Raw genomic sequence first — 20,111 nt, 5'->3', positions numbered from 1 at the left:
GGAGGCGGTGGCGAAGCCTATGATCCTGCCGGGGAAGGACTTGGTCTCGACCAATTTCGTGAGGGGCAATCCCATGACCGACTTCTTCACCATGAGACCCGGCGAGACTGCTGCGCCATTGCCAGCAGGACCCGTTATCTGTACAGGCTCGGCGAGCATGCGTCGGATCCACCGCTTCTTCCTGTGGGCGTACGGCGAGGCCCCGGGTCTGGTGAGATCCGTCGAGCCCGGCGACACCGCCCGCGCCGCCTATGTCGGAGAGGTACTGGGGAACTTCGACAAAGTGCTCCATGTGCATCATGAAGGCGAGGACCTCCTCATGTACCCGCGGCTGGCGGAGAGAGCACCGGGGTGTGCGCTGCACATCGAGCAGATGCTCGAGCAGCACCGGCAGGTGACACAACGGCTCGAGAGCATCGAGCCGGTCCGCCTGGGCTGGATGGAGACAGCCGAGGCGAGCGTGCGGGTGGACCTCGCTGATCGTTACGAGGAGCTATCCACCGTCCTTCAGGTGCACCTGCGCCGCGAGGTCACCGAGGTGATGCCCGCTGTGGACAGGGTGATGACCGAGAAGGAGGGGAAGGAGATCGGGAAGCACGGCGTGGAGACGTTCGACAAGAAGTTCCTGGTCGGTTACCTCGGGATGGTGCTGGCCACGAATCCGCGCGGCGAGCGCGAGGAGTTCTTCAAGGAGATCCCGCCGCCGGTGCGACTCGCCTACCGTCTTGTCGGGCGCCGGCTGTATCGGAAGCAGTACGCCACGCTTTTCCCTGGACGACCCATTCCCGACACCCTCTAGTTCCTACTGGCGACCGGGAACGCGGTAGGCACCCTGACAGCAAGAAGCGGCGGGCCGGCCACCGAAAGGTGACCGGCCCGCCGTCGTACGCGGTGGACCTAGAAGACCCGGATGGGGATCTCCGCGGGATCCATGAGCAGCGACTCGATCTCGTCGTCGAGCCGGACCAGCGTGATGGACGCGCCGGCCATGTCCAGGGACGTGCAGTACTCCCCCACATAGCTGCGGCCCACGCTGATGCCCTGCTCGGCGAGGCGCTTGTGCGCCTGCCCGTACAGCAGGTACAGCTCGCTGATCGGGGTGCCGCCGAGTCCGTTGATCATGAGCGCCACGCGGTCGCCCTCCTTGAAGGGCAGGTCCCGCACCACCGGGCCGAGCATCTCCTCGACGATCTCGTTGGCCGGCATCATCTTCGCCCGACGTCGGCCGGGCTCACCGTGGATACCCACGCCCATCTCGATCTCGTCCTCACCGAGTTCGAACAGCGGGCTGCCCTTGGCCGGGGGCGTACACGCCGTCAGCGCGACACCCATGGTCCGGGTCACCGAGTTCACCTTCTCGCCGATGCGGATGATCTCATTGAGGTCCGCGCCCCGCTCGGACGCGGCCGCGACGGCCTTGATGACGAAGAAGTTGCCCGCCACCCCGCGCCGGCCGATTGTGTAGGTGGAGTCCTCCACGGAGACGTCGTCGTTGATGAAGAGCGTCTTCACCTCGATGCCGTCCGCCGAGGACATCTCCTCCGCCATCTCGAACACCATCTTGTCGCCCGTGTAGTTGTTCACCAGCAGGAGCACGCCCTTGGGTGACGCCATGAGCTTGGTGGTCTCGTACACGTAGTCGAAGGGCGGGGCCGCGAACACGTCGCCGGGGCAGGCGGCGTCGAGCATGCCCTTGCCCACGATCATCACGTGCGCCGGCTCGTGCCCGGAACCGGAGCCCTGGATGATGGACACCTTGCTCTCGTCCGGGCCGTCGGCGCGCATGATCAGGTTGTACTCGGGCACGTACTTCAGGGTGTCGGGGTTGGCGAGCGCCAGGCCCTCGAGCATCTCCGGGACGAACTGCTGCGGATCATTGACGAACTTCTTCATGGGTACTCCACATCATTGTGAGTTGGGACGGTTGGGAGGAAGAGTCAGGGCCAGTCGGCCACGATGCGTTCGATGATGACGGCCACGGCCACTGCGCCGGCGTCGGGCGAGCCGATGCTGCGTTCCCCGCTGTAGCTGGCGCGGCCACGCTTCGCCTGCATGCTCGACGTCGCATCCGCGCACTCGCGGACCTTCGCGGCGAATGCACTCCGGCAGTCCTCCGGCGAGGCGCCTGCGGCGAGCTGGCGTTCGAGTTCGTCAGTGGCGGGGATGAGGGCGTCCAGCAGGGTCTTGTCGCCGAGGTCGGCGTTGCCGCGCTTCTTGATGCCGTCGGTGGCTCCACGGAGCATGGCGACGACGGCGGCCCCGTCGATCGTCTCGGTGGTCTTCGCGGCGGCGGATGCGCGCAGGAACGCCGTCCCCCACAGCGGACCTGAGGTACCGCCGATCCTGCTGGAGATGGCGAGCGCGATCTGCTGCAGGAACGTGGCGGCGTCATCGCGTTTGAACGAGTCCCAGTCCGCCAGCACCTTCTCGAAGCCGCGGGCGAGGGAGTAGCCGAGGTCGCCGTCGCCCACCACGGCATCGAGGTCACCGAATTCCTTCTCCTTCTCGACGGCGGTCTGCGCCAGGGAATGAACGACGTACTCGATGTCGTCGATCGTGGTGGTGCTCATGGGATCTCCGTTCCGGTCGACGATGCGTGGGAGGCAGACGGCGCCCTGGAAGCGTCGAGCAGGGCTTGCAGCGTGGCGAGGTTGACGACACCGCGGACCCCGACGCCGTACGGGCTATCGAGCACCTCGGCCTGTTCCCCGTTCGAATCACCGAGCGAGCTGACGACGAGTGCCGCGCCCGTAAAGTCCTCCTCACGGGTGAAGCCGCTGACAGTGACCACCGTGGCGAGGCCGGCGTCGACGGCGGCGCGCAGCCCGTTGCCGCTGTCCTCGACGACGATCGCGTCCTGCGCCGGCACTCCGAGTTCCCGGAGCGCGAGCAGGTAGATGTCCGGCGCCGGTTTCTTGGCGGGCACCACGTCACCGGCGAACACCGCGAAGTGGGAAGCGAGGTCGTCCCCGACGGCGTGCGCCAGGACGGCACGGACCGCGGGTTCCGCGGAGGTGGACGCGACGGCGAGGGTCCACCCGGCGTCGTGCGCTTCCCGCACGATCCGGGCGATGCCGGGCCGTGCGGGCATGACACCGCTTTCCACGAGCCCCTTGTAGATCTCGGTCTTCCGCTTGTGCCAGGCGAGGATCGCGGCGTCCGTGGAGGAGTCATCGTTCAGGCTGAGCTCGGCGACCAGCGCGGGGGTGAGAATGCTGCGCATGCGCTCCTTGCCGCCGCCGATCTTCACCTTCTCGGCGTACTCGTTGACGCTCCACTGCACGGGCACGCCGAACTCGGCGAAGGTCCGGTTGAAGGCGGGCAGGTGGCCGTACTGCTCGGTGTCGGCGAGCACGCCGTCGCAGTCGAAGATGAGGGCGGGCATAGTCAGCGTCCGCCCTTCCCGGCGCTGCCGAACTGCTTGCAGAGGTCGGTGACCATCGCGACGACGTCGGCCCGGGTGTGCTTGAAGAGCGACGGCGGGTCCCACTTGCTGTTCTGCTCGGCCTGCTTGAGGAACACCAGGCTGGACTGCATGTACGTCTCCTTGAGGGCCGTGGAGATGTTGACCTTCGCGCAGCCGCGGGCGATGAGGTCGGCGAACTGCTCCGCGCTCAGGCCACTGCCGCCGTGCAGGGCGATGGGCACGTTGCGTGCCTCGACGATCTGCGTGACGCGGTCGGCGTCGATCACGGGTGCGGCCTTGTAGCTGCCGTGGGCGTTGCCGATCGAGGGGGCGAAGACGTCGATCCCGGTGGCGTCGATGAACGCGAGCGCCACCTCGAGGCTCTGCTGCTTGGAGACGTCGTCGGACCCGTGGTCGTCCTCGACGCCGGTGATCGCCTCGATCTCGCCCTCCACCTGGGCGCCGTAGCTGCGGGCCTCGGCGACGACCTCGACGGTCTGGCGCTGGTTCTCCTCGACGGGGAGGTTTGAGGCGTCGAAGAGCACGGAGTTCCAGCCGGCCTTGAGGCATTCGGTGACGACGTCACGGTCTGGGCAGTGGTCCAGGTGCAGGGTGACGGGCACCTCGATGCCGCGCGTCATCGACTGCCACATGTCGAAGAGCACCCGCGAGCCGATGCTGCGCACGGTCTTCACCGAGGTCTGCAGGATCACCGGGGAGTTGGCCTCCACGGCACCGGCGAGCACGCCCTCCATGGTCAGGTCGTTGAAGATGTTGATGGCGGGCACCCCGTAGCGTGCCTCGAATGCCGGGTCGACGATGTCCTTCAGCGGTACAACGGCCATGGTGATTCCTCCTGGTCAGGCTGACCCCCACGCTAGGTGGGCGAAGCCGCGCTGGATATGGGGGTTCTCCCGCCCTCCCCCTGGGGGTAATCACCACCTCGTCAGCGATGGATGCGCGTGGTTGAGTGGGCCGCGGCCGCCCGGCCACCCACTTCGACGACGAAGGACCCCCATGACTCCCGGATCAGTACTCGAAACCATCACGTCCAAAGAGGCCCGCCTCGTCATCGACGCCGCGGCGGCGAAAGCCGAGGAGATCGGCCAGCCCATGGACATCGCCGTGGTCGATGCCGGCGGGAACCTGAAGGCGCACGTGCGGATGGACGGCGCGAACATCGGCAGCATCACCATCGCCATCAACAAGGCCTACACGTCCATCGCGTTCCAGTGCGAGACCGGCGACCTGCAGGGCGTCACCCGGCAGGACGGCCCCATCTACGGACTGAGTGACGCCCACGGCGGCCGGCTCGCGGTGTTCCCCGGCGGCATCCCGCTGGTGCGCGACGGCAGCATCGTCGGCGCCATCGGCGTTTCCACCGGCACCATCGAGCAGGACCAGGAAGTCGCCTCCGCCGGCGCCGCCGCGTACCTGGAGTTGGCGATCGCCTGACCTCGTGCGGGGTCAGCTTCCCGCTAGGACCGGCCATCCTCACGGAACGTGCCGGACTCGGCGATGCGCTTGATGGCGGCGAGCGTCTTCGGGATGCCGTCGAGCGCCTGCCGGGTCCGGTCGATGATCTGCGCGGGAGCATCCTCCCCGAACTTTTCGTCGAAGAAGGCGATGCCGCCCGGCAGGAAATCCCAGGATTCTGTCAGGGTGGTCCCGGTGCCAGCCGGGGTCAGCGTGTAGCCCCAGCGCACCCTGTCGCCGCCGACCACCCACGCGAACTCACGGCCGCGCTCTGCCGCCACGAGCTGCGACCGGGTCTCCCAGGTGCGGTGTGGAAGCTCGTTGCGCCCTGTGAACCACGCACCGACCTCGCCTGCAGCGGCGTCGTCCTCCCACCAGCACCGCGTGCACACCGGGCTCCACTCGCCGGTGCGGGTGATGTCGGAGACCAGATCGTAGATGCTGTCCGCCGACGCCTGGATCGTGACGGACTCCTGGTGGTGGCGGATCTCGGTCTGGCTCATGCGCCCATTCTCACAGAAGAGTCCCCTCGTCCTGCGGGGATCGGCTGCAGCAATCCGTGCCCGCATAGACTGGGTGCTCGCTCCGGCTACGGAAGGCCCCCATGTTGAAGACCGAACGAACCGGCACCGGAAAGCCACTCGTCCTCGTGCATGGGCTCGGCTCGAGCGTCCGTACCTGGGACCCCGTCCTCCCCCTGCTGCAGGAACAACGCGAGGTCATCGCCATTGACCTCCCCGGGTTCGGCGGCAGCGCGCCGCTCGCGGGTGAGGTGACCATCGCTGCCCTCACGGACGCCGTCGAGCAGTTCCTCGAGCAGGAGAACCTGCGCGACGTGGATATCGTCGGAAGCTCGATGGGTGCGCGGATCGTGGTCGAGTTGGCGCGACGGGGTCACGCCGGCAACGTCGTCGCCCTCGATCCCGGAGGATTCTGGAACGACACCCAGGTGCGCATCTTCAACGGCAGCATCACCGCGTCCATTGCGCTGGTACGGCGCCTCCAGCCCGTCCTGCCGTCACTCGTCCAGCAGGCCGCGGGCCGGACAACGCTGCTCGCCCAATTCTCCGCGGCCCCCTGGAAGCTCGACCCGGACCTCGTCCTGACGGAGCTCCGCGGGTTCGCCACCTCGCCCAGTCTCGACGAAGCGCGGAAGTCGCTCGCGCACGGACCGCGCCAAGCGGGCGCGCCCCAGGGGACGATCAAGGGCACGCTGGCGTTCGGCTGGGGCCGGTCGGACAGGGTCACCCCGCTCAGTGAGGCCGCCGTCGCCATGTCTCTCTATCCGGACGCCACCCTGCACGTCTTCGAGGACTGCGGGCACTTCCCGCACTGGGACCAGCCGCAGGAGACAGCCCGGTTCATACTTGACGCCACCGCCGCTGGGTCGTCGTAACTGCCCTCGGAGCTTGCTCCGCTGAGAAATCCATCTGTGTCTCGCACGGCGACCTGTGCCGGGCGGGGTGTCACGCAAGCGGTATGACGCTTCGCGTCTGGACTGACCCTCACGGCTACGCCGTTCCGTTTCGGCTAGTGAATGTACTGTCCGCCCTTCTCTCGGCGAGACTTCCAAGGCCGGCTTTCGCGGCATATCCTCGCTCCGCTTGCGGTATTCCACGGTCCGACCTATCCGCCGTGCCCATTCATTCCGCGTCCAAGTGATGGCGGCGTTGCCCAAAGGAACGCAGGGCAACGATGAAGGAGGGACTTATGGTGGGCACGATGATAACACCGCAGGACGTGGCCGAGTTATACGGCGTGACAAGCCAAGAGCCAGCGCAGTGGCGCCGAGCAAACATCGGACAGCCCTACTTCATGCTGTGACGAAACACAGCCCGGTACTACTCCGGCAATATCGAAGACTGGTTCAACAACCCTGCGAACGAGTACCTGACCATGTTTGCTTGTCCTTGGCCGAACCTGATGTCGTGACCACCGACCGAAGCAATCACACCAAGATCCTTGACACTTCAATGGGCGGTCGCTCTGCTGCGTTCCTGTCCGACCATTTGCGCAGCGCGTCCGCTGTGTCGGTGAGTGTGTCGACGGCGCGACCGGCCGATCGTCAAACGGAAGACGTCGCCCCAGACGCCCGCAGTGTGCTCGCAACGGATTCCTCCCATGCGGCAGTCCGGCGACGAGTGCCCTGCCGCCGGTGATCGCGCTGTCCTTCCGCCGACTCGTGCGGCCTAGTTGCGACGCCAGCCCCGGTCAAGGCACTGCAAACAGGCCAAGTTTGTGATCAGTTGCGAACCTCTCCAAGCTGCTCGAGCGCTTCGGTATCCGAGTAGCTGGTACCGACAACGCTTGGAGTTTGTCCAACGATGAGTTGATGACGCCAGCATCCGCGCCGTGTCGATTTCGCCTTCGCGTTAGTGCGTTGGATCGCGTAGTAGGTTTTGGTGATTCCGCCCGCGTTGCTACTAGACGCTCGTCTTGGATTTTTTTGGCCTTCTAGTATTCTAATAATTATGAAAGTGGGGAATGTTCTCGATGTCAATGGCGTATCTTACACCGTCAAGTCACCGCTCGGAGAAGGAGGTGCAGCCAAGGTCTTCAGGGTGCGCTCTTCAGCAGACGGTAAGGACTATGCCCTCAAGAAGATCGCAAAGTCCGGTTCAGAGAGACGTGATAAGCGATTTCGTGAAGAGATAAAATTTGGCAAAGTAGCGAGCAATGATCACGTCGTGAAAATTCATGACGAATCTGAGGATGCGGATTACTTCTACTACACCATGGACCTGTATGCGAAGAGCCTACGCGATATCATCAGAGAAGAATCCGATCACCAAGTGCTCCTCGATTACCTCTCCCAGCTCTGTGAAGGTATTGCGTACGTGCATGGCGAAGGAGCGGTGCACCGGGATATCAAGCCAGAGAACATTCTTGTAGACAGTGGCAACCGACGGCTCGTCTTAGCAGATTTTGGAATTGCTCACTTTAAAGATTCGTCTCTAACCCGAAAAGGTGACCTCTTAGCCAATCGCAACTACTTGGCGCCGGAGCAAATGGTAAAAAACAACGCTAAAGACGTTGGAAAACCTGCGGATATTTTCGCACTCGGTCTTATCATCACAGAAGTCTTCACAAAGCAGAACTCCCGCGGTGCTCGACATCGGCGGGTAGGTGATGTTTATCCTTTTCTTTCAGATGTTGACCTACTCGTCGAGAGCACGATGCTCCAGGACGAGACACAACGCATCAAAATCCAAGCCGTCTCGGACGCACTCCACCTCACTCGCAAGCGGGTTGACTCCAGCATAGAAGGCATTATGGAGGAACTCCGGTGGCACGACGAGTCAACCACCGAGCATACCGAGTGGTACGACGCGTCGACCATCGAGCATACCCAGGAGAAGGATCTGGTTTTTCGGCAAGCTGGTACTGATGTTCTGTCTGCTAAGTACATCTTTGAGCGGACCACCGACGAGGAACTCTCGCGTTACAACCTAAATTATCATTGCGAAATTAGCTATCGTGTGAGCGATGAGCTGTACAACGCTTGCGTTCAATCACAAATCTATTCAATTTGTAAGGCAAAGTTCGAATACGAAGCTAGCGGAACTTGGAAAGAATCTGACCTAGATCTGGTAGTCTCCCCGAGCAAGGCATCGCTTTTGAGCCAGCTAGGAGAGATTCAGCATCGATACCCACTAGCGCGGAATTCAATGTGGGAAGCGCTGCCACGCATGGCTGCTCACTATTTTCGGTTTTGTAAGGATTACCACTGTAAAGAGATAATCCGAAGCATTTGTCGCCTTCCCTTAGTCTCACCACCACACCCAGGTATCGGATTAGGGCAGCAGAATCTTGTGAACGCCCCCATCATTTGGATCGTAAGCAGCGTGAGGAGCTATCTCAAATCCGACTTTTTCGAAATGTCTCCGCAAGACCTTCAACAGGTCGAGCTCGAACGCCACGTGAGTATCGATTGGGAGGAAACATCTTTAGACAATACTGGCCGGAAAGCCGTCGGTGCTGATCTCTTCGCCGAGCCTCTCGATGCACAACCTGTCGCGCGCGCACTGAAAGAACTCGAAGAGAATTGGAATGTCTCGATTTGGGAACGGGGCGATGGAAGCTATTCGATTCACTTTCAATCGCGCGAAGAGTACATGCGCTTTAGTAAGCAGGCACGCGCCCGTGCCGCCTCTGACTACGTGTTCGAGGGCGATGTAATAGATTTGCTACGCGTTAACGACGAAGATGACGATCTTGTCGAGCTTGTCTGGACGTCTACCTTTGACATCCCAAGTACGCTAGCCAAGGTGCTAAACCCTCTTGAAATATAGCAACCTCAGTGACTACCGAGCCCACTCTGTCGTCTTCGAAACTCTTTCAGTGCTGAGCTGGCATAGGGCCCGCGTTGGATCGTGCAGATTCAAGTCTTGCGTCCCTTGGATGCGACACTGTCCGTCGAGACACCACCGATCCCCCGCCATCGCTGCTCCCCTCCTGTCTTACATACCTAGCAAGCAAGCAGAGGTGCGGAATCGTGACAGAGCAGTTGGTTCTGAGATGGTTTCTAGCCTACCGACGCAGAGGAGCACGTAGCGTTCGTTATCCGCTCCCTGCCGTTCCAGTCCACAAGGGCAACAACTCACTGATGTGGTGCCTCAGTACGTGCGCTGAGGACGGGCGCCGCCGCCTACCTGGAGTTCGCGATTGCCTGGCCCTGGTGCTGCAAGCCCACCAGCATGGTGCGGTTACGTGCCCCGGTCTTCCGCAGCATGGCGCTCACGTGCTTCTCGACCGTCTTCACCGAGATGGCGAGCCGCGTTGCGATCTGCTTGTCCGCCAGTCCCTCGGCCAGGAGGTCTCGTACCTCGAGTTCACGGGCCGTCAGTGATATCGCCTCGCCTGTGTCCGCCGCGCGATTCTCCGTGAGCCGCGTGAACATCGCCCCGTCCAGCAGGGCGTCACCGCGGGCGGCGGCGACGACGACGCGCGCCACCTCCGCGGGCGTCGACGACAGCGAGAGGAAACCCCGCACGCCCGACGACGCGGCAGCCGCCAGCAGTTCGTCCGCGAAATGGTCGACGACGGCGACCACCGGCCGCTCGACGGTGTCCGCGTCCGTCACCCGGGCGCCGGCATACCGGGACAGCAGGTGCTCGTCGAGGACGATCATGTCCGGCTGCAGGAGGGACACCGACTCGGTGAGGTCCTCGAGCGTCCCGAACTCGCCGAGGACCTGCACCGACGGCTCGGATGTCTCGAGCAGCCGGACGAGCCCGGCCCGGAGAAGGGGCTGGGTGCAGGCGACGAGGACCTTCCAGCGTTCGCGGGAGGCGTCGCCGTTCGAGGAGTACGGCACCTGCGCTCGGACGCTCGTCCCCCAGCCCAGTGTCGACTCCACATGAAGTTCTCCCCGCAGGTAGTGGGCCCGGGCTGCCATGCCGTGCAGGCCGAGCCGACTGCCCTTCAGGTCTGTGCTCTCCCGGCCCTCGAACCCGCGGCCGTTGTCCTCGACGACGGCCGTGATGCCGGTGGTGTCGTAGAAGATGCCCACCCGGCACGCGGTGGCGCAGGCATGGGCGACCGCGTTGGCCACGGCCTCCTGGATGATCATGAAGAGCTGATGGGCGACGACGGGCGCCAGCTCGTGACGATTGCCGGTTACGAGGAGCGTCACGTCCATCGGATCGTTCGCGCTCACCCGGTCGAGTTCCTGGCGGACCGCTTCCTCTAAGGAGCGGTCGGCCAAACTGGAGGGTCCGAGTCCCAGCACGGTGCGGCGGGTCTCGAAGAGCGCCTCGTGGGCGAGCACCCGGGCGGAGTCGATGTGCTGGGTGGAGGGTGATCCGCCCGGCGTCGCCTTGTCCGCGCGGTCGAGGTGCAACAGGAGCGAGCCCAGGGACCGGCCGATGGTCTCGTGGACCTCCTGCACGGCACGCTCGCGTTCGCCAGCGACGGCAGCCTCGCGTTCCTTCGCAGCGGCGGCCTGGTGGAGCCGTGAGTTCATGATGGCAATGGCGGCGTGGTTGGCGAAGAGTTCCACGAGGGATGCGTCGCCGGGGCTGAAGACCCGGCCGGGACCGTCACTGAAGATGGCGAACGTGCCGATGATCGTGCCGGCCCAGGTGATGGGGACGCCGATGACGGCGCTTCCCCACCGAGGGTCCGCCGGGTCAATATGGCCCGAGGGTACGGAAGCGTAGCGATCGAGGATGACCGTGCCGCGGGTGCTCGCGATCTGCCCGGTAAGGCCTTCGGTCAGGGGGAAGGTCTGGCCCTCGCGGCAGCCGACGCCCTGGTCCACTTCCTTGCGGTAGTATCCCTCGGTCTCGTGGACGATCGAGATGGAGCCGCTCTCACACCCGAGGAGGGCGGCGGCGTGCCCAAGGACGCGTTCGAGGAGCGGGACCAGCTCGAACTGGCCGGCAAGGTCCCCGGCGAGTTCGGTGATTCGGTCGAGCTGGGAGGGCTGGGTGTGGTTGCGCTGGTTCTGGGTGTTGCTGGGCGTGGGAAGCTGCTGCATGTACGGCACCTGTCTCCTGCGACCGGGCGCGGCGCTGCGCACGGGCCTCCAGGATAGCGGCACATACGCCCGTCTCCATTGCTAGGCGTCAACCAACCCCACCATCTCAGGATTGATTGCGTACTAACCGGAAGGAGCACTGAGCTCAGTAACGACGCGTCTTATAAGTACTTCGGGAGGACCCGCGCAAATGCGTCTCCTGTAGTCACGAGCCACTTGACGAGGTCTTCCGACTGAGCTTCGTCCAAGAAGTCGCCAGGACGACTGATGACCAGCTTCGACGCTTTGCGGTGAGGTTTAGCGTCCCACTCAAGGACAAAACCCAAGTCTGCTTCAATGGCGTCTCGCTGGCTCACCAACTGCAGATAGAGATCCTTGTCGTTATCTATCCAGAAGTGGGTAACGGCGAGGTTCTTCTGAGAGTTAACCAGTAGTGTGACCCTCCCGCGCGAATCTCCGATAGGTATGTCGTACCAACCCCGTCGCAGAGGTTGTCGCCAAATTTTAACGTGAGCCGCATTTGTAAGTCCGTACTCACGCACTTTCTCAAAGAAGGCAAGCTGGGCGTCCTTCATGAGAGCCTTACCCCCCGCCCAGGTGTTCGGCTTGTTGTTCTTGCGACGCGCAGCGAGTACTTCCCCATCCAGATCGAGGCCAGCGGCCACCGCTAATTCTTCTGCCCCAATAAAGTGCTCTGGAGCCGCGCGCCCTTCTGCGTCGAATCGAACCCCTTCTTCTTCAAGAACCGCCCGGGGATCATCGGCGCGACTGAGGTCAATCCAACGAAACCCAGGCGAGATTGTTCCGCCGCTCTGCAGGACCCGCCACGCGTTAGCCATCGGGAATTTAGCGATGACTGCAGCTAAGGGTTGCGTCCAGGTGCCGGCCACGATCGCCGCGTCGCCGTAAGAAGTCCAGCGCCCAGCCGGAATCTGAGCAAGAATTGCAGCGATTTGGCTCCGAAAGGCCGTCGGTTCGTCGCCTGCCGCGCTAACCGTCTCGTCCGGGCCCGGCCAGAGCTCAATGATCTTCTTAGCAAGCTCATCGCTACGATTGTTGATTTCGGCAGCGCCCCATATGGCCCTATCAGCGATATGCTGATTCATTGCCAGACCACTTTTTGCCAGCATTTCCCGCTTCTCAGCGAATGGCCTATTGCTGAGCTCGCTGTTATAGCCGCTCAGGGTAAGGTTGCCGAGTGTGTGGATTACCCGCTCGTGCTCGTAGTCGATGTCCGCATCAGCGTCGAAACCCGCTGCGAACTCATCTCTCACCTCATCGGTCATTGTCTGTGGCAACACGTGCTCGATTGTTAGGTGCCTTGGGTCCAAGTCGACAACTTCCTTCGGACGATATGCTTCCTCCAGCCACTGCAGAATAAGCTTCTTCTGGGGTCCTCGCCCCTGCCAATAGAACGCAACATTTCTCGCCGCGTCCAGCACTTGCTGATCGCTGGCAAAATACTTTCGTCCACGCGATAGGTAGTCTCGCAGCGCAGAATCGATGTGGTCCGCTTCACTGATCGAACCAACAGCTTGCAGTAAAGTCCGATTCAGGTTTGCTGTAGCACGCCCAATCACTACGCGTCGCACGAAGTACGACTCCAAGTACGTCAGTGCCCGCACGACCTCATCTTCAGTGGCGGTGCTGTCAGCGCGTCGCGCAAGTATCTGCATCACCACTGGATAGGCGGTCGTCGAACCCCACGCTTTGATCCTCGTAAGACGTCGGCTTATTTCGCTGTGCTTCTCGCTCGAAGGCTGGAGGATCGTCGCAAGTACGTCACCGGGCTCTGCGATACGAGCTACCTCGGCCTCCACCTCGTCGATGCTCTTGAGTCTCTCAAGTCGAACTTGCTGCCCGACATAAGTATCTGATTGCTTCGCCCGTTCATCACGTTGAGCGAGGTCGAGCCAGAACAGCAGCTCGAGGTTGTCAGAGTCAAGCTTTCTCTCCAGCGGGAGCCAGACGTTGCCGTACACTTCTTCTGCACGACTACCGAGCCGCATGAATAGGTAGTTCTTGAGCAGGTCGCTCTGCGTCAATCGGAGCCCGGTGTTGTTGAGCGACTCGAAGATGCGATGCGCGTTGTCAGACGGTTCCGCGGTGACGACGACGAGCGCAAGGCCGCGCACAACGGCCGCTTCGAGAAGCTCGAGATCGTGCGGGTCGTCCGGGTGGTCTGCAGCGGCTATCTTCGATCGGAAGAACCGATAGGCATCGCCGACCGTGTCCTCGCCGCCGGCCTGCCGCGCACGATTCAGCACTGCCATGTAGGACGCTCTGTCTGCCTGAGTCGGCATGACCTTGATGGGTTTCCCGCTGTCGAAGACGTTAATCAGGTATTGCGCGTCTATGCCGCTTGCTCGATCGGCGTAACCTGTCGCATCGAGATGATCGCGCAGCGCAGCCAAAAGGAGCGTCAACGTGGTCAAGCGCTGTTGGCCGTCGACAACTAGGAATTTGTTAACGCCGATGGCACCGAAGTCAGGGCTGCTCGCTAGTACGAGGGAACCGATAAAGTGTGTGGCCTTCGGGTCGTCGGCAAGAGAATGCTCGAGCTCGGTGATGTCCGACCAGAGCTGCTCGAGCTGCTTTTTTCCCCACGAGTACACCCGTTGATAGAGCGGAACCTGGTACTGCTTCTTGCCTTCCAAGACACCTGCGAGCGTCCCGTTTTCTGCTCTAACCACACATGCCTCCTGAGAGTGTCATCAAACGGTTGGCAACTGCACGGGGTGGACTAAGTCCGTCGTGTCATCTTCGACCAGATTGCATGATCCACAGACCACGGGGAGATTTGAAGCTCCTTCGCGACTGCACTCAAAAGGGAGCGGGCTTCGGTGACTGAGACTTGACGACCGAGAACGCCGCCGAGCCACTTGAGAACGTGTCGATCAGGCTTCACGTGGTTATCATCACCTGCGAGCATCCAAAGGTAGCTTGTCCGGATGCCTCGAGATCCGCCTCCAGCAATGCGTCTCAGGTCCTCCTCCACTCGCACGGTGCGAGCAGCATCAGCTAGTAGTACGGCAACATCACTCAGACTTTCGACCTCCGCCGCGACGAGCACTTCTGCAATCTGCCGCGAGGCGCTGGCTTTCAAAATCCCGCCACGGGACGAAGTCCTATTCTTGCTGCCGAGCTGAGTAGCAAGGTCGTCGTCAGAAATTGTCCCGATAGACGAAAGAAATTGAGAGAGCGACTGCTCGTTCTCTCGCGGACTCACTTTCTCCAGCAGTCCCGGCCCCTCGATTAGTACAGGCGCGAGGCTCTGCGATCGCGCGTACCTACGCACGACCGGAACAACTACCGCGTTGTACCGCAAGCCAATAGAAAACGTCGCGTCAAGAACACACAACGATAGATGCGCCCAGCGAGCATGCCGCGGATTAGGCGACAGAGCATCGACGCTGGTCGAGAGCTTGGCTATTTCAGTATCCTTGAGACCTGTAGGCACGTGCATCCCCAATATTTAGACAGACCATGTAGTAGCAAACGATAACTTGGAGTGCCGACTGCTGTGAACCGGACGGTCATCACTGCGCTACAGCGGCCGCCTCCACAAAGACGTCGGCCGGCATTGGCCTCTGCAGCTTCCACGTGATGGCAATCGGCTTCTCACCCGAGTGCTGAACGTAGTCCACCGCACCGAGGCAGGTGTACGGCACAGCGAGCCCGGTCTCGTCCTCCGCGGTGGGCCGCGTGAAGATCAGCACGTGAGAATCGTGGCTCTTCCGATCGAGGTACCGGCGTCCAGTCGGGCTTGAGGGCGAAGTCGCGTTCTGAGATTCCCAGTGGAACAGCTCCGGACTGATTGCGTAGTCCTTGTACATCGTCGACGCTGAATGATTCTTGTCGTCCTTGTTGAGCGTAATGAAGAAGGCGTCCGTAGAGGTTTGAGGACACCAGGCAACGCCCTCGCGGTGCTGCACGTTCTTGCCTGATTCCAGCGAGCCATAACCGAGAGCTGCAAGTATCTCCTCCCGGCGGTATGTCGCGTGCGACAGGAGTGGAATGTGTTGCAAGCCCAAGCCAAGGCTCTTACCCGCGTGACGCGACGCTGCCACCCCAAGCTCAATCAACTGCTGAATCTCGCTGCACACGAAGCGGTATTGGCGAAGGTGGCTGAGTCCCGCGTCGTAAGTGCTGAATCCTCCGCCGTCGTTCCACAGCGTGTAGAACAGCATCCGCGCGTAGGTCTGCTCGCGCGGACCGAGTTCGGCGTAGGGCGGGCACGCCGGATCAACAAGTTTTGTATAGGCCTCTCCGCGCTCGGGATCGTCGACGTGCAGGAAGCGCACCATTCGACCGAGAAGCTTCTGCTCGTCTGGACCGGACAGTGCGAGGATCTGCTGCCCTTTGCCGGCTTCCGCGAGAGAGTCGATCAAGCCGGCCTGACGCAGGTAGCCGGTCCAGGAGTTCTTGGTGTTCCGATACAGCTGCTTAAGGTCATTGCCGGACTTCTCGAGATACGAAGCCAAGTTCGTCTCACCGTAGGAGGCGATGTCCCGAACGAGTTGCGACCGATTGAACCGCAGCTGAGACCTGATGTTGTCGAGGACGACCTTCTGAGCAACACGATCGAGGATGATCTGCGATCCCGACGGAAGGTATGGGAACTCGTCCTCCACCGCTTTTTCAAGTTGCTTCCGCCCGTAACCGGTGAGCCCTCGGTACCGGAGGTCGAACCGGAACTCACGACGTTGTTGGCCGATGAAGTCCAATACGGTGAGTACAGACTTCGCTTCAGCTCTCCTAAGTCCACGGCCGAGTTGCTGGAGGAAGACCGTAGAGCTCTGGGTGGGACGCAGGAGGAGCACCGTGTCTACCTGCGGTAGGTCGAGGCCTTCGTTGAAGAGATCAACGGTGAAGAGACAGTTGATTGTTGAGTCTCGCAGCTGCGCGAGGGCGAAGGCTCGGGCAGCGTCGTCGGTACCGCCGTCGACGGCGAGCGATTGGATACCCGCGCGGTTGAAGACCTCTGCCATGTAGTGCGCGTGCTGAACGGATACGCAGAACCCGAGCGCGCGCATATCGTCCGTATTGGTGACTTTGTCACGCAACTCTCGGATTACCTTCGCTGCGCGGGCGTCATTACCCGTATAGAGGCGGTCCAGTTGTGCAACGTCGTAGTTGCCGCGCTTCCACTCCAGCTGGCTGAGGTCGACGTCGTCTGACACTCCAAAGTAGTGAAACGGCACCAGGAGGTCAGCGTCCAGAGCATCCCAGAGGCGAAGTTCGCTCGCAGTCCGACCATCAAAGAACTGTTGCGCCACATTCACCCCGTCACCCCGCTCAGGAGTGGCCGTCAGCCCGAGTAACTGCTGAGGGCGGAGATGGTCGATGATGCGGCGATAGCTCGGCGCCATCGCGTGGTGGAACTCGTCAATAACGACGACCTCGAAGGAATCTGGTTCCAGCGCTTCCACTCCGCGCGAGGCGAGCGATTGCACCGATGCGAAGACGTGGTTCCACTGCGTTGGCTTGTTGTCTCCCACGTAGAGCTCGCCAAACGCGCCGTCTTGCATCACGGTGCGATATGTACTCAGCGCTTGCTTCAGAATCTCTTGTCGGTGCGCCACGAAGAGCAGCTTGAGGCGCCGGCCCGCTGCTTCGCAGAGACGCTGATAATCAAGAGCGGCGATGACGGTCTTGCCGGTGCCGGTTGCCGCGACCATGAGGTTCCGCGTATGGCCCTTGAGTCGTTCAGATTCGAGATCCTCGAGCATCTCGACTTGGTGCAGGTACGGCTCTACCTCAAGCCCGGTTTCGGCCTTCGGTGCACCGGTGCGGCGTCCACCGTTGCGTTCGAGCGCTGCATCAAGTTTGTCGCCGTCCCGCTCAGGGTCGTAGGCCTGGAAGGTGCGCTGTGCCCAGTAACTATCGAAGGTCACCTCGAACTTCTTAAGGAGGTCTGCCGTGGCGACGGAGCTGAGGCGCACGTTCCATTCCAACCCGTCGACTAAAGCTGCCTTGCTCAAATTCGAGCTGCCCACATACGCCGTATCGAAACCGGTGTTGCGGCGGAACAGCCACGCCTTCGCGTGCAACCGTGTCGCTTGCGATTCATAGCTGATCTTGACCTCGGCGCCGTATCGATTCACCAACTCGTCGATGGCTCGGCGTTCAGTAGCACCCGTATAGGTGGTCGTTATGACGCGAAGCTTCACCCCACGCTCGGTCAATCGCTCGAGAGCCGGGTGGAGAAGCCTGAGCCCGGTCCATCGAACAAAGGCACAGAGAAGGTCGACGGTGTTGGCGGACTCCATCTCAGCCCGCAGCTCCGCCGCCAAGTTCGGTTCATCTCTGCCGTTCGTCAGGAGCGCTGAGTCGGAGAGCGCCGTCGCGGGCCGCCGCAGGTCGCGCCGCTTCACTGACTCGGGCTTGTGTAGCGACAAAAGCTGCGACGGGCCCTGGTCAATTGCATCGCTGGATGAAAGTACCTCTAGAAGTTGATTGGCTAGCGCAAGTCGAGCTTCGGGCTCTGCTCTCGACATCGCAACACTCAACTCCCTGGTTACGTACTGAGATACGGCTACAAGCGCATCGCTTTCGCTAAGCGGCTCAACTGTTGCTTCGAGTTCAGGCAAACCAGCTAGGCGCTCTGAGAGCGAGCGAGTAACGAGCGTCTCGTAGAGCCCTTCGGCTAATTCCTGCCGGGCTACTCCCCCATCGATTTTCTCCACCGTCACAGAGTAAGTCGGTGTTGCGACAAATACCGGCAGCTAGCTATGCCGAAGCACACGCGGCGATCCCATCAGGGCAATCCGCGCGCTTCATGATCCAACGATCGTCACAGCCAACCCATCAACGTAGATTACGGCGAGGTGACTGATACCCGATATTCGCGCCTTCTGACCTGACACTCATGGCCCGCCGACACGGTGCACCCGAAATGGGTCACCTACCTCTGCCAACCCAGCCTGTACCTGCGCGATAGCTTGCGCTGGCACTACAGCGGCTCGGAAAGACAGCGGCGATTTGCCTTCAGGACGATAAGAGCCTTTCCTGCCCTGCCACGCCGTGTTCGTCGGAGTGCGAGCTCTCGCCTACTTGACACTCTTCGCCTCAGCTTTCCATTGATCTCATCAAAGGCTGTATCTTGCTCTGTCGAGAGGGACCGAGGTGAGACACATTGCTGAGACCACGGTCAGAGGCCAGAGCCCGTGCAGATGCTGCATCAGCGTCGTCCTTGCCGAGCATCCGGTCCGTCCTAGGAAAGGATCCGTCGATCAGGTGGGCTATGGGGGTTTGTATTCGGTCAGTGAGAGTCGGTTTAGTGTGATGGTCCGTTGGTAGCGGGGGTCGTCGAGCTTGTTGCTCGGGGTGGCAGTCGTAGTTGTCATGATCGTGGTCTCGCGGGGGTGGGAGGTGGGCGTGAGGGACGTGTGGCCGCCGACTGGCAAGGGCCGGGCATGAGAAAAGGTGCGACCGGATCTGAGATCAAGCCGCACCTTTCGAGGTGTCGAACGGTTGGGACTAGGGGCTGACCCAGCGGAAGGCACAGCCTTCGATAGTCAGTCCCGCGGCGTCCGCCGGCACGCTGATGGTAAACGGCGGAGCAACGTTGATGAAGTTGTTCGCGAGGATGTTCCCTTGGGCGTCAGAGACCTCCCAGTAGCAGTCGGTCACCTTCTCGCCCTGGGACTGCCAGGTGCCGGGCACTGCTTCGGTGCCTATCAGGTAGGAGCCCGACGCGAGGAGCTTGCCGTTCTTCCTGTCCTCCGCCATGGCGGCTTCGATCCCGTCCTGCGCCATGCCCTTTGTAATTCCCGCTTTGATGGCGTCGATTTTCGGGTGGTCCGGACACAGCAGAACGGCGCCGGAGGTCTCCCTGGCCTGCGGGCCGGTGCCCACCGCGTCGATGGGATAGCCGCTGGTTGTGGCGCACATCCCGTAAAGCGTCTCGATGCTGGTGGGCTCGGCCTCGTCACCGTACGCGGTGGTGAGGGCCTTCTGCTCGATGGTAGTCAGCTCACCCTCCTCGGGAGCCGGGAACCTTTCCACCTCGCAGCGGCCCACATCCTCATTAGCGGCCCACACCTCGTGGAAGTCGTAGAAGACCTGCGGACGGTCCTTGTAGCAGGAGTACACGAGTTCCGCGGTCTCCATAGTCGGAGTCGGACTGGGGGTGGGGCTGGGAATGGGTGTTCGTGTTGGGGTAGGCGTGGATGTCTCCGTCGGCTCCGCGGAAGCAGTCACAGTCTTCTCCGTGTCCGGGATTGACCCGGCGGAGCTCTCGCCCTCTGAGGCACACCCCGACAGCGCCAGAACGGCGATTATCGCGAGTAGGAATGGTTTACGCATGAGTCCCCCAGATGAGTGATTGTGAGTATGGATGCCCGGGCAGTCGCCGGGACATGTGGGTGCTTGGATATTGGGAAGATCCTTCAGGGGCGCCATCAGGGACCGGATCTCCGCATCGAAGAGGGTGTGAAGGCGCGGGCTGTCGATCGTCTTATCGAGGACGGAATCGTCCTCGCCGAGCAACAGCCACACGTCCTGATCGGGGTCGATCGCCAGGAGGGCGGTGGTTTTCGATCCGTCGCTGTTGGAGACGAGGAGGTCGTCGCCGGCCATGACCTCCAGGCCGAGATCCCTGATCTAGACGGCGAGCATGACATCGGTCTGCAGGGCGCCGATACTGGAACCGGCCGCTGCCGCGAGGAGACGTGCCGTGACACCGGCCATACGCCATGCGCGGGAAATCTTGGGTGCGTGGTTCTCAGTCGTGCTGCTACAACC

At 61.9% G+C, this 20,111-nt stretch carries 13 protein-coding genes; 4 read left to right on the top strand and 9 right to left on the bottom strand.

All coding sequences use genetic code 11. The features are described 5' to 3' along the window. Positions 1-73: 73 nt before the first annotated feature. Positions 74-799 (top strand): hemerythrin domain-containing protein, encoded by a 726-nt coding sequence (locus QFZ50_RS01300; RefSeq protein WP_307081135.1) that lies wholly within the window; start codon positions 74-76, stop codon positions 797-799. Between the two features lie 98 nt (positions 800-897). Here QFZ50_RS01300 and dhaK read toward each other — a convergent pair whose 3' ends face one another. Genes dhaK through QFZ50_RS01280 form a run of 4 tightly spaced genes read right to left on the bottom strand, consistent with a single transcriptional unit; the run spans position 898 to position 4,251 of the window. Then, positions 898-1,893: a dihydroxyacetone kinase subunit DhaK gene (dhaK, locus tag QFZ50_RS01295; RefSeq protein ID WP_307081133.1), complete on the bottom strand. Its 996-nt coding sequence runs from the start codon at positions 1,891-1,893 to the stop codon at positions 898-900. A gap of 44 nt (positions 1,894-1,937) precedes the next feature. After that, a complete protein-coding gene (gene dhaL, locus QFZ50_RS01290; protein WP_307081131.1) occupies positions 1,938-2,570 on the bottom strand; it encodes a dihydroxyacetone kinase subunit DhaL in 633 nt (210 codons plus the stop codon). Next, on the bottom strand, positions 2,567-3,385 hold the full coding sequence (locus QFZ50_RS01285) for an HAD-IA family hydrolase (RefSeq protein ID WP_307081130.1): 819 nt from the start codon (positions 3,383-3,385) through the stop codon (positions 2,567-2,569). Before QFZ50_RS01285 ends, dhaL begins: the two co-directional genes overlap by 4 nt. 2 nt (positions 3,386-3,387) lie before the next feature. Continuing rightward, complete coding sequence (locus tag QFZ50_RS01280; protein WP_307081128.1) at positions 3,388-4,251, bottom strand: class II fructose-bisphosphate aldolase; 864 nt, start codon at positions 4,249-4,251, stop codon at positions 3,388-3,390. Between the two features lie 172 nt (positions 4,252-4,423). Here QFZ50_RS01280 and QFZ50_RS01275 point away from each other — a divergent pair, with 172 nt between their 5' ends. After that, on the top strand, positions 4,424-4,861 hold the full coding sequence (locus QFZ50_RS01275) for a GlcG/HbpS family heme-binding protein (RefSeq protein WP_307081126.1): 438 nt from the start codon (positions 4,424-4,426) through the stop codon (positions 4,859-4,861). Positions 4,862-4,884: 23 nt separating this feature from the next. On the opposite strand, the gene QFZ50_RS01270 is transcribed toward QFZ50_RS01275, so the two are convergent. Further along, positions 4,885-5,385: an SRPBCC family protein gene (locus QFZ50_RS01270; RefSeq protein ID WP_307081124.1), complete on the bottom strand. Its 501-nt coding sequence runs from the start codon at positions 5,383-5,385 to the stop codon at positions 4,885-4,887. Between the two features lie 101 nt (positions 5,386-5,486). On the opposite strand from QFZ50_RS01270, the gene QFZ50_RS01265 reads away from it, so the two are divergent. Together QFZ50_RS01265 and QFZ50_RS01260 are read left to right on the top strand one after the other, a co-directional pair. Further along, positions 5,487-6,278, top strand: coding sequence for an alpha/beta fold hydrolase (locus QFZ50_RS01265; protein WP_307081122.1), 792 nt, complete (start codon positions 5,487-5,489; stop codon positions 6,276-6,278). Positions 6,279-7,359: 1,081 nt separating this feature from the next. Continuing rightward, positions 7,360-9,174: a serine/threonine-protein kinase gene (locus QFZ50_RS01260; RefSeq protein ID WP_307081120.1), complete on the top strand. Its 1,815-nt coding sequence runs from the start codon at positions 7,360-7,362 to the stop codon at positions 9,172-9,174. Positions 9,175-9,530: 356 nt separating this feature from the next. Here QFZ50_RS01260 and QFZ50_RS01255 read toward each other — a convergent pair whose 3' ends face one another. From QFZ50_RS01255 to QFZ50_RS01240, 4 genes are all read right to left on the bottom strand, one after another. Continuing rightward, on the bottom strand, positions 9,531-11,363 hold the full coding sequence (locus tag QFZ50_RS01255; protein ID WP_307081119.1) for a hybrid sensor histidine kinase/response regulator: 1,833 nt from the start codon (positions 11,361-11,363) through the stop codon (positions 9,531-9,533). 161 nt (positions 11,364-11,524) lie between these two features. After that, a complete protein-coding gene (locus QFZ50_RS01250; RefSeq protein ID WP_307081117.1) occupies positions 11,525-14,056 on the bottom strand; it encodes a DUF4268 domain-containing protein in 2,532 nt (843 codons plus the stop codon). A gap of 846 nt (positions 14,057-14,902) precedes the next feature. Continuing rightward, positions 14,903-17,863: a DUF3427 domain-containing protein gene (locus tag QFZ50_RS01245; RefSeq protein ID WP_307086576.1), complete on the bottom strand. Its 2,961-nt coding sequence runs from the start codon at positions 17,861-17,863 to the stop codon at positions 14,903-14,905. Between the two features lie 982 nt (positions 17,864-18,845). Then, positions 18,846-19,946 (bottom strand): hypothetical protein, encoded by a 1,101-nt coding sequence (locus QFZ50_RS01240; protein ID WP_307081115.1) that lies wholly within the window; start codon positions 19,944-19,946, stop codon positions 18,846-18,848. Positions 19,947-20,111: the final 165 nt, after the last annotated feature.

Origin of the sequence: Arthrobacter agilis, assembly GCF_030816075.1 — a bacterium.
Taxonomy (GTDB): Bacteria; Actinomycetota; Actinomycetes; order Actinomycetales; family Micrococcaceae; genus Arthrobacter_D; species Arthrobacter_D agilis_E.
This window is presented reverse-complemented; position numbering and strand designations above follow the sequence as displayed.

What these genes read in the sequence shown, in the direction of transcription:
- QFZ50_RS01245 (WP_307086576.1), bottom strand. Translation starts at nt 17,863, where the DNA reads ATGTCGAGAGCAGAGCCCGAAGCTCGACTTGCGCTAGCCAATCAACTT.
- QFZ50_RS01255 (WP_307081119.1), bottom strand. Translation starts at nt 11,363, where the DNA reads ATGCAGCAGCTTCCCACGCCCAGCAACACCCAGAACCAGCGCAACCAC.
- QFZ50_RS01275 (WP_307081126.1), top strand. Translation starts at nt 4,424, where the DNA reads ATGACTCCCGGATCAGTACTCGAAACCATCACGTCCAAAGAGGCCCGC.
- dhaK (WP_307081133.1), bottom strand. Translation starts at nt 1,893, where the DNA reads ATGAAGAAGTTCGTCAATGATCCGCAGCAGTTCGTCCCGGAGATGCTC.
- QFZ50_RS01285 (WP_307081130.1), bottom strand. Translation starts at nt 3,385, where the DNA reads ATGCCCGCCCTCATCTTCGACTGCGACGGCGTGCTCGCCGACACCGAG.
- dhaL (WP_307081131.1), bottom strand. Translation starts at nt 2,570, where the DNA reads ATGAGCACCACCACGATCGACGACATCGAGTACGTCGTTCATTCCCTG.
- QFZ50_RS01240 (WP_307081115.1), bottom strand. Translation starts at nt 19,946, where the DNA reads ATGGCCGGCGACGACCTCCTCGTCTCCAACAGCGACGGATCGAAAACC.
- QFZ50_RS01265 (WP_307081122.1), top strand. Translation starts at nt 5,487, where the DNA reads ATGTTGAAGACCGAACGAACCGGCACCGGAAAGCCACTCGTCCTCGTG.
- QFZ50_RS01300 (WP_307081135.1), top strand. Translation starts at nt 74, where the DNA reads ATGACCGACTTCTTCACCATGAGACCCGGCGAGACTGCTGCGCCATTG.
- QFZ50_RS01280 (WP_307081128.1), bottom strand. Translation starts at nt 4,251, where the DNA reads ATGGCCGTTGTACCGCTGAAGGACATCGTCGACCCGGCATTCGAGGCA.
- QFZ50_RS01270 (WP_307081124.1), bottom strand. Translation starts at nt 5,385, where the DNA reads ATGAGCCAGACCGAGATCCGCCACCACCAGGAGTCCGTCACGATCCAG.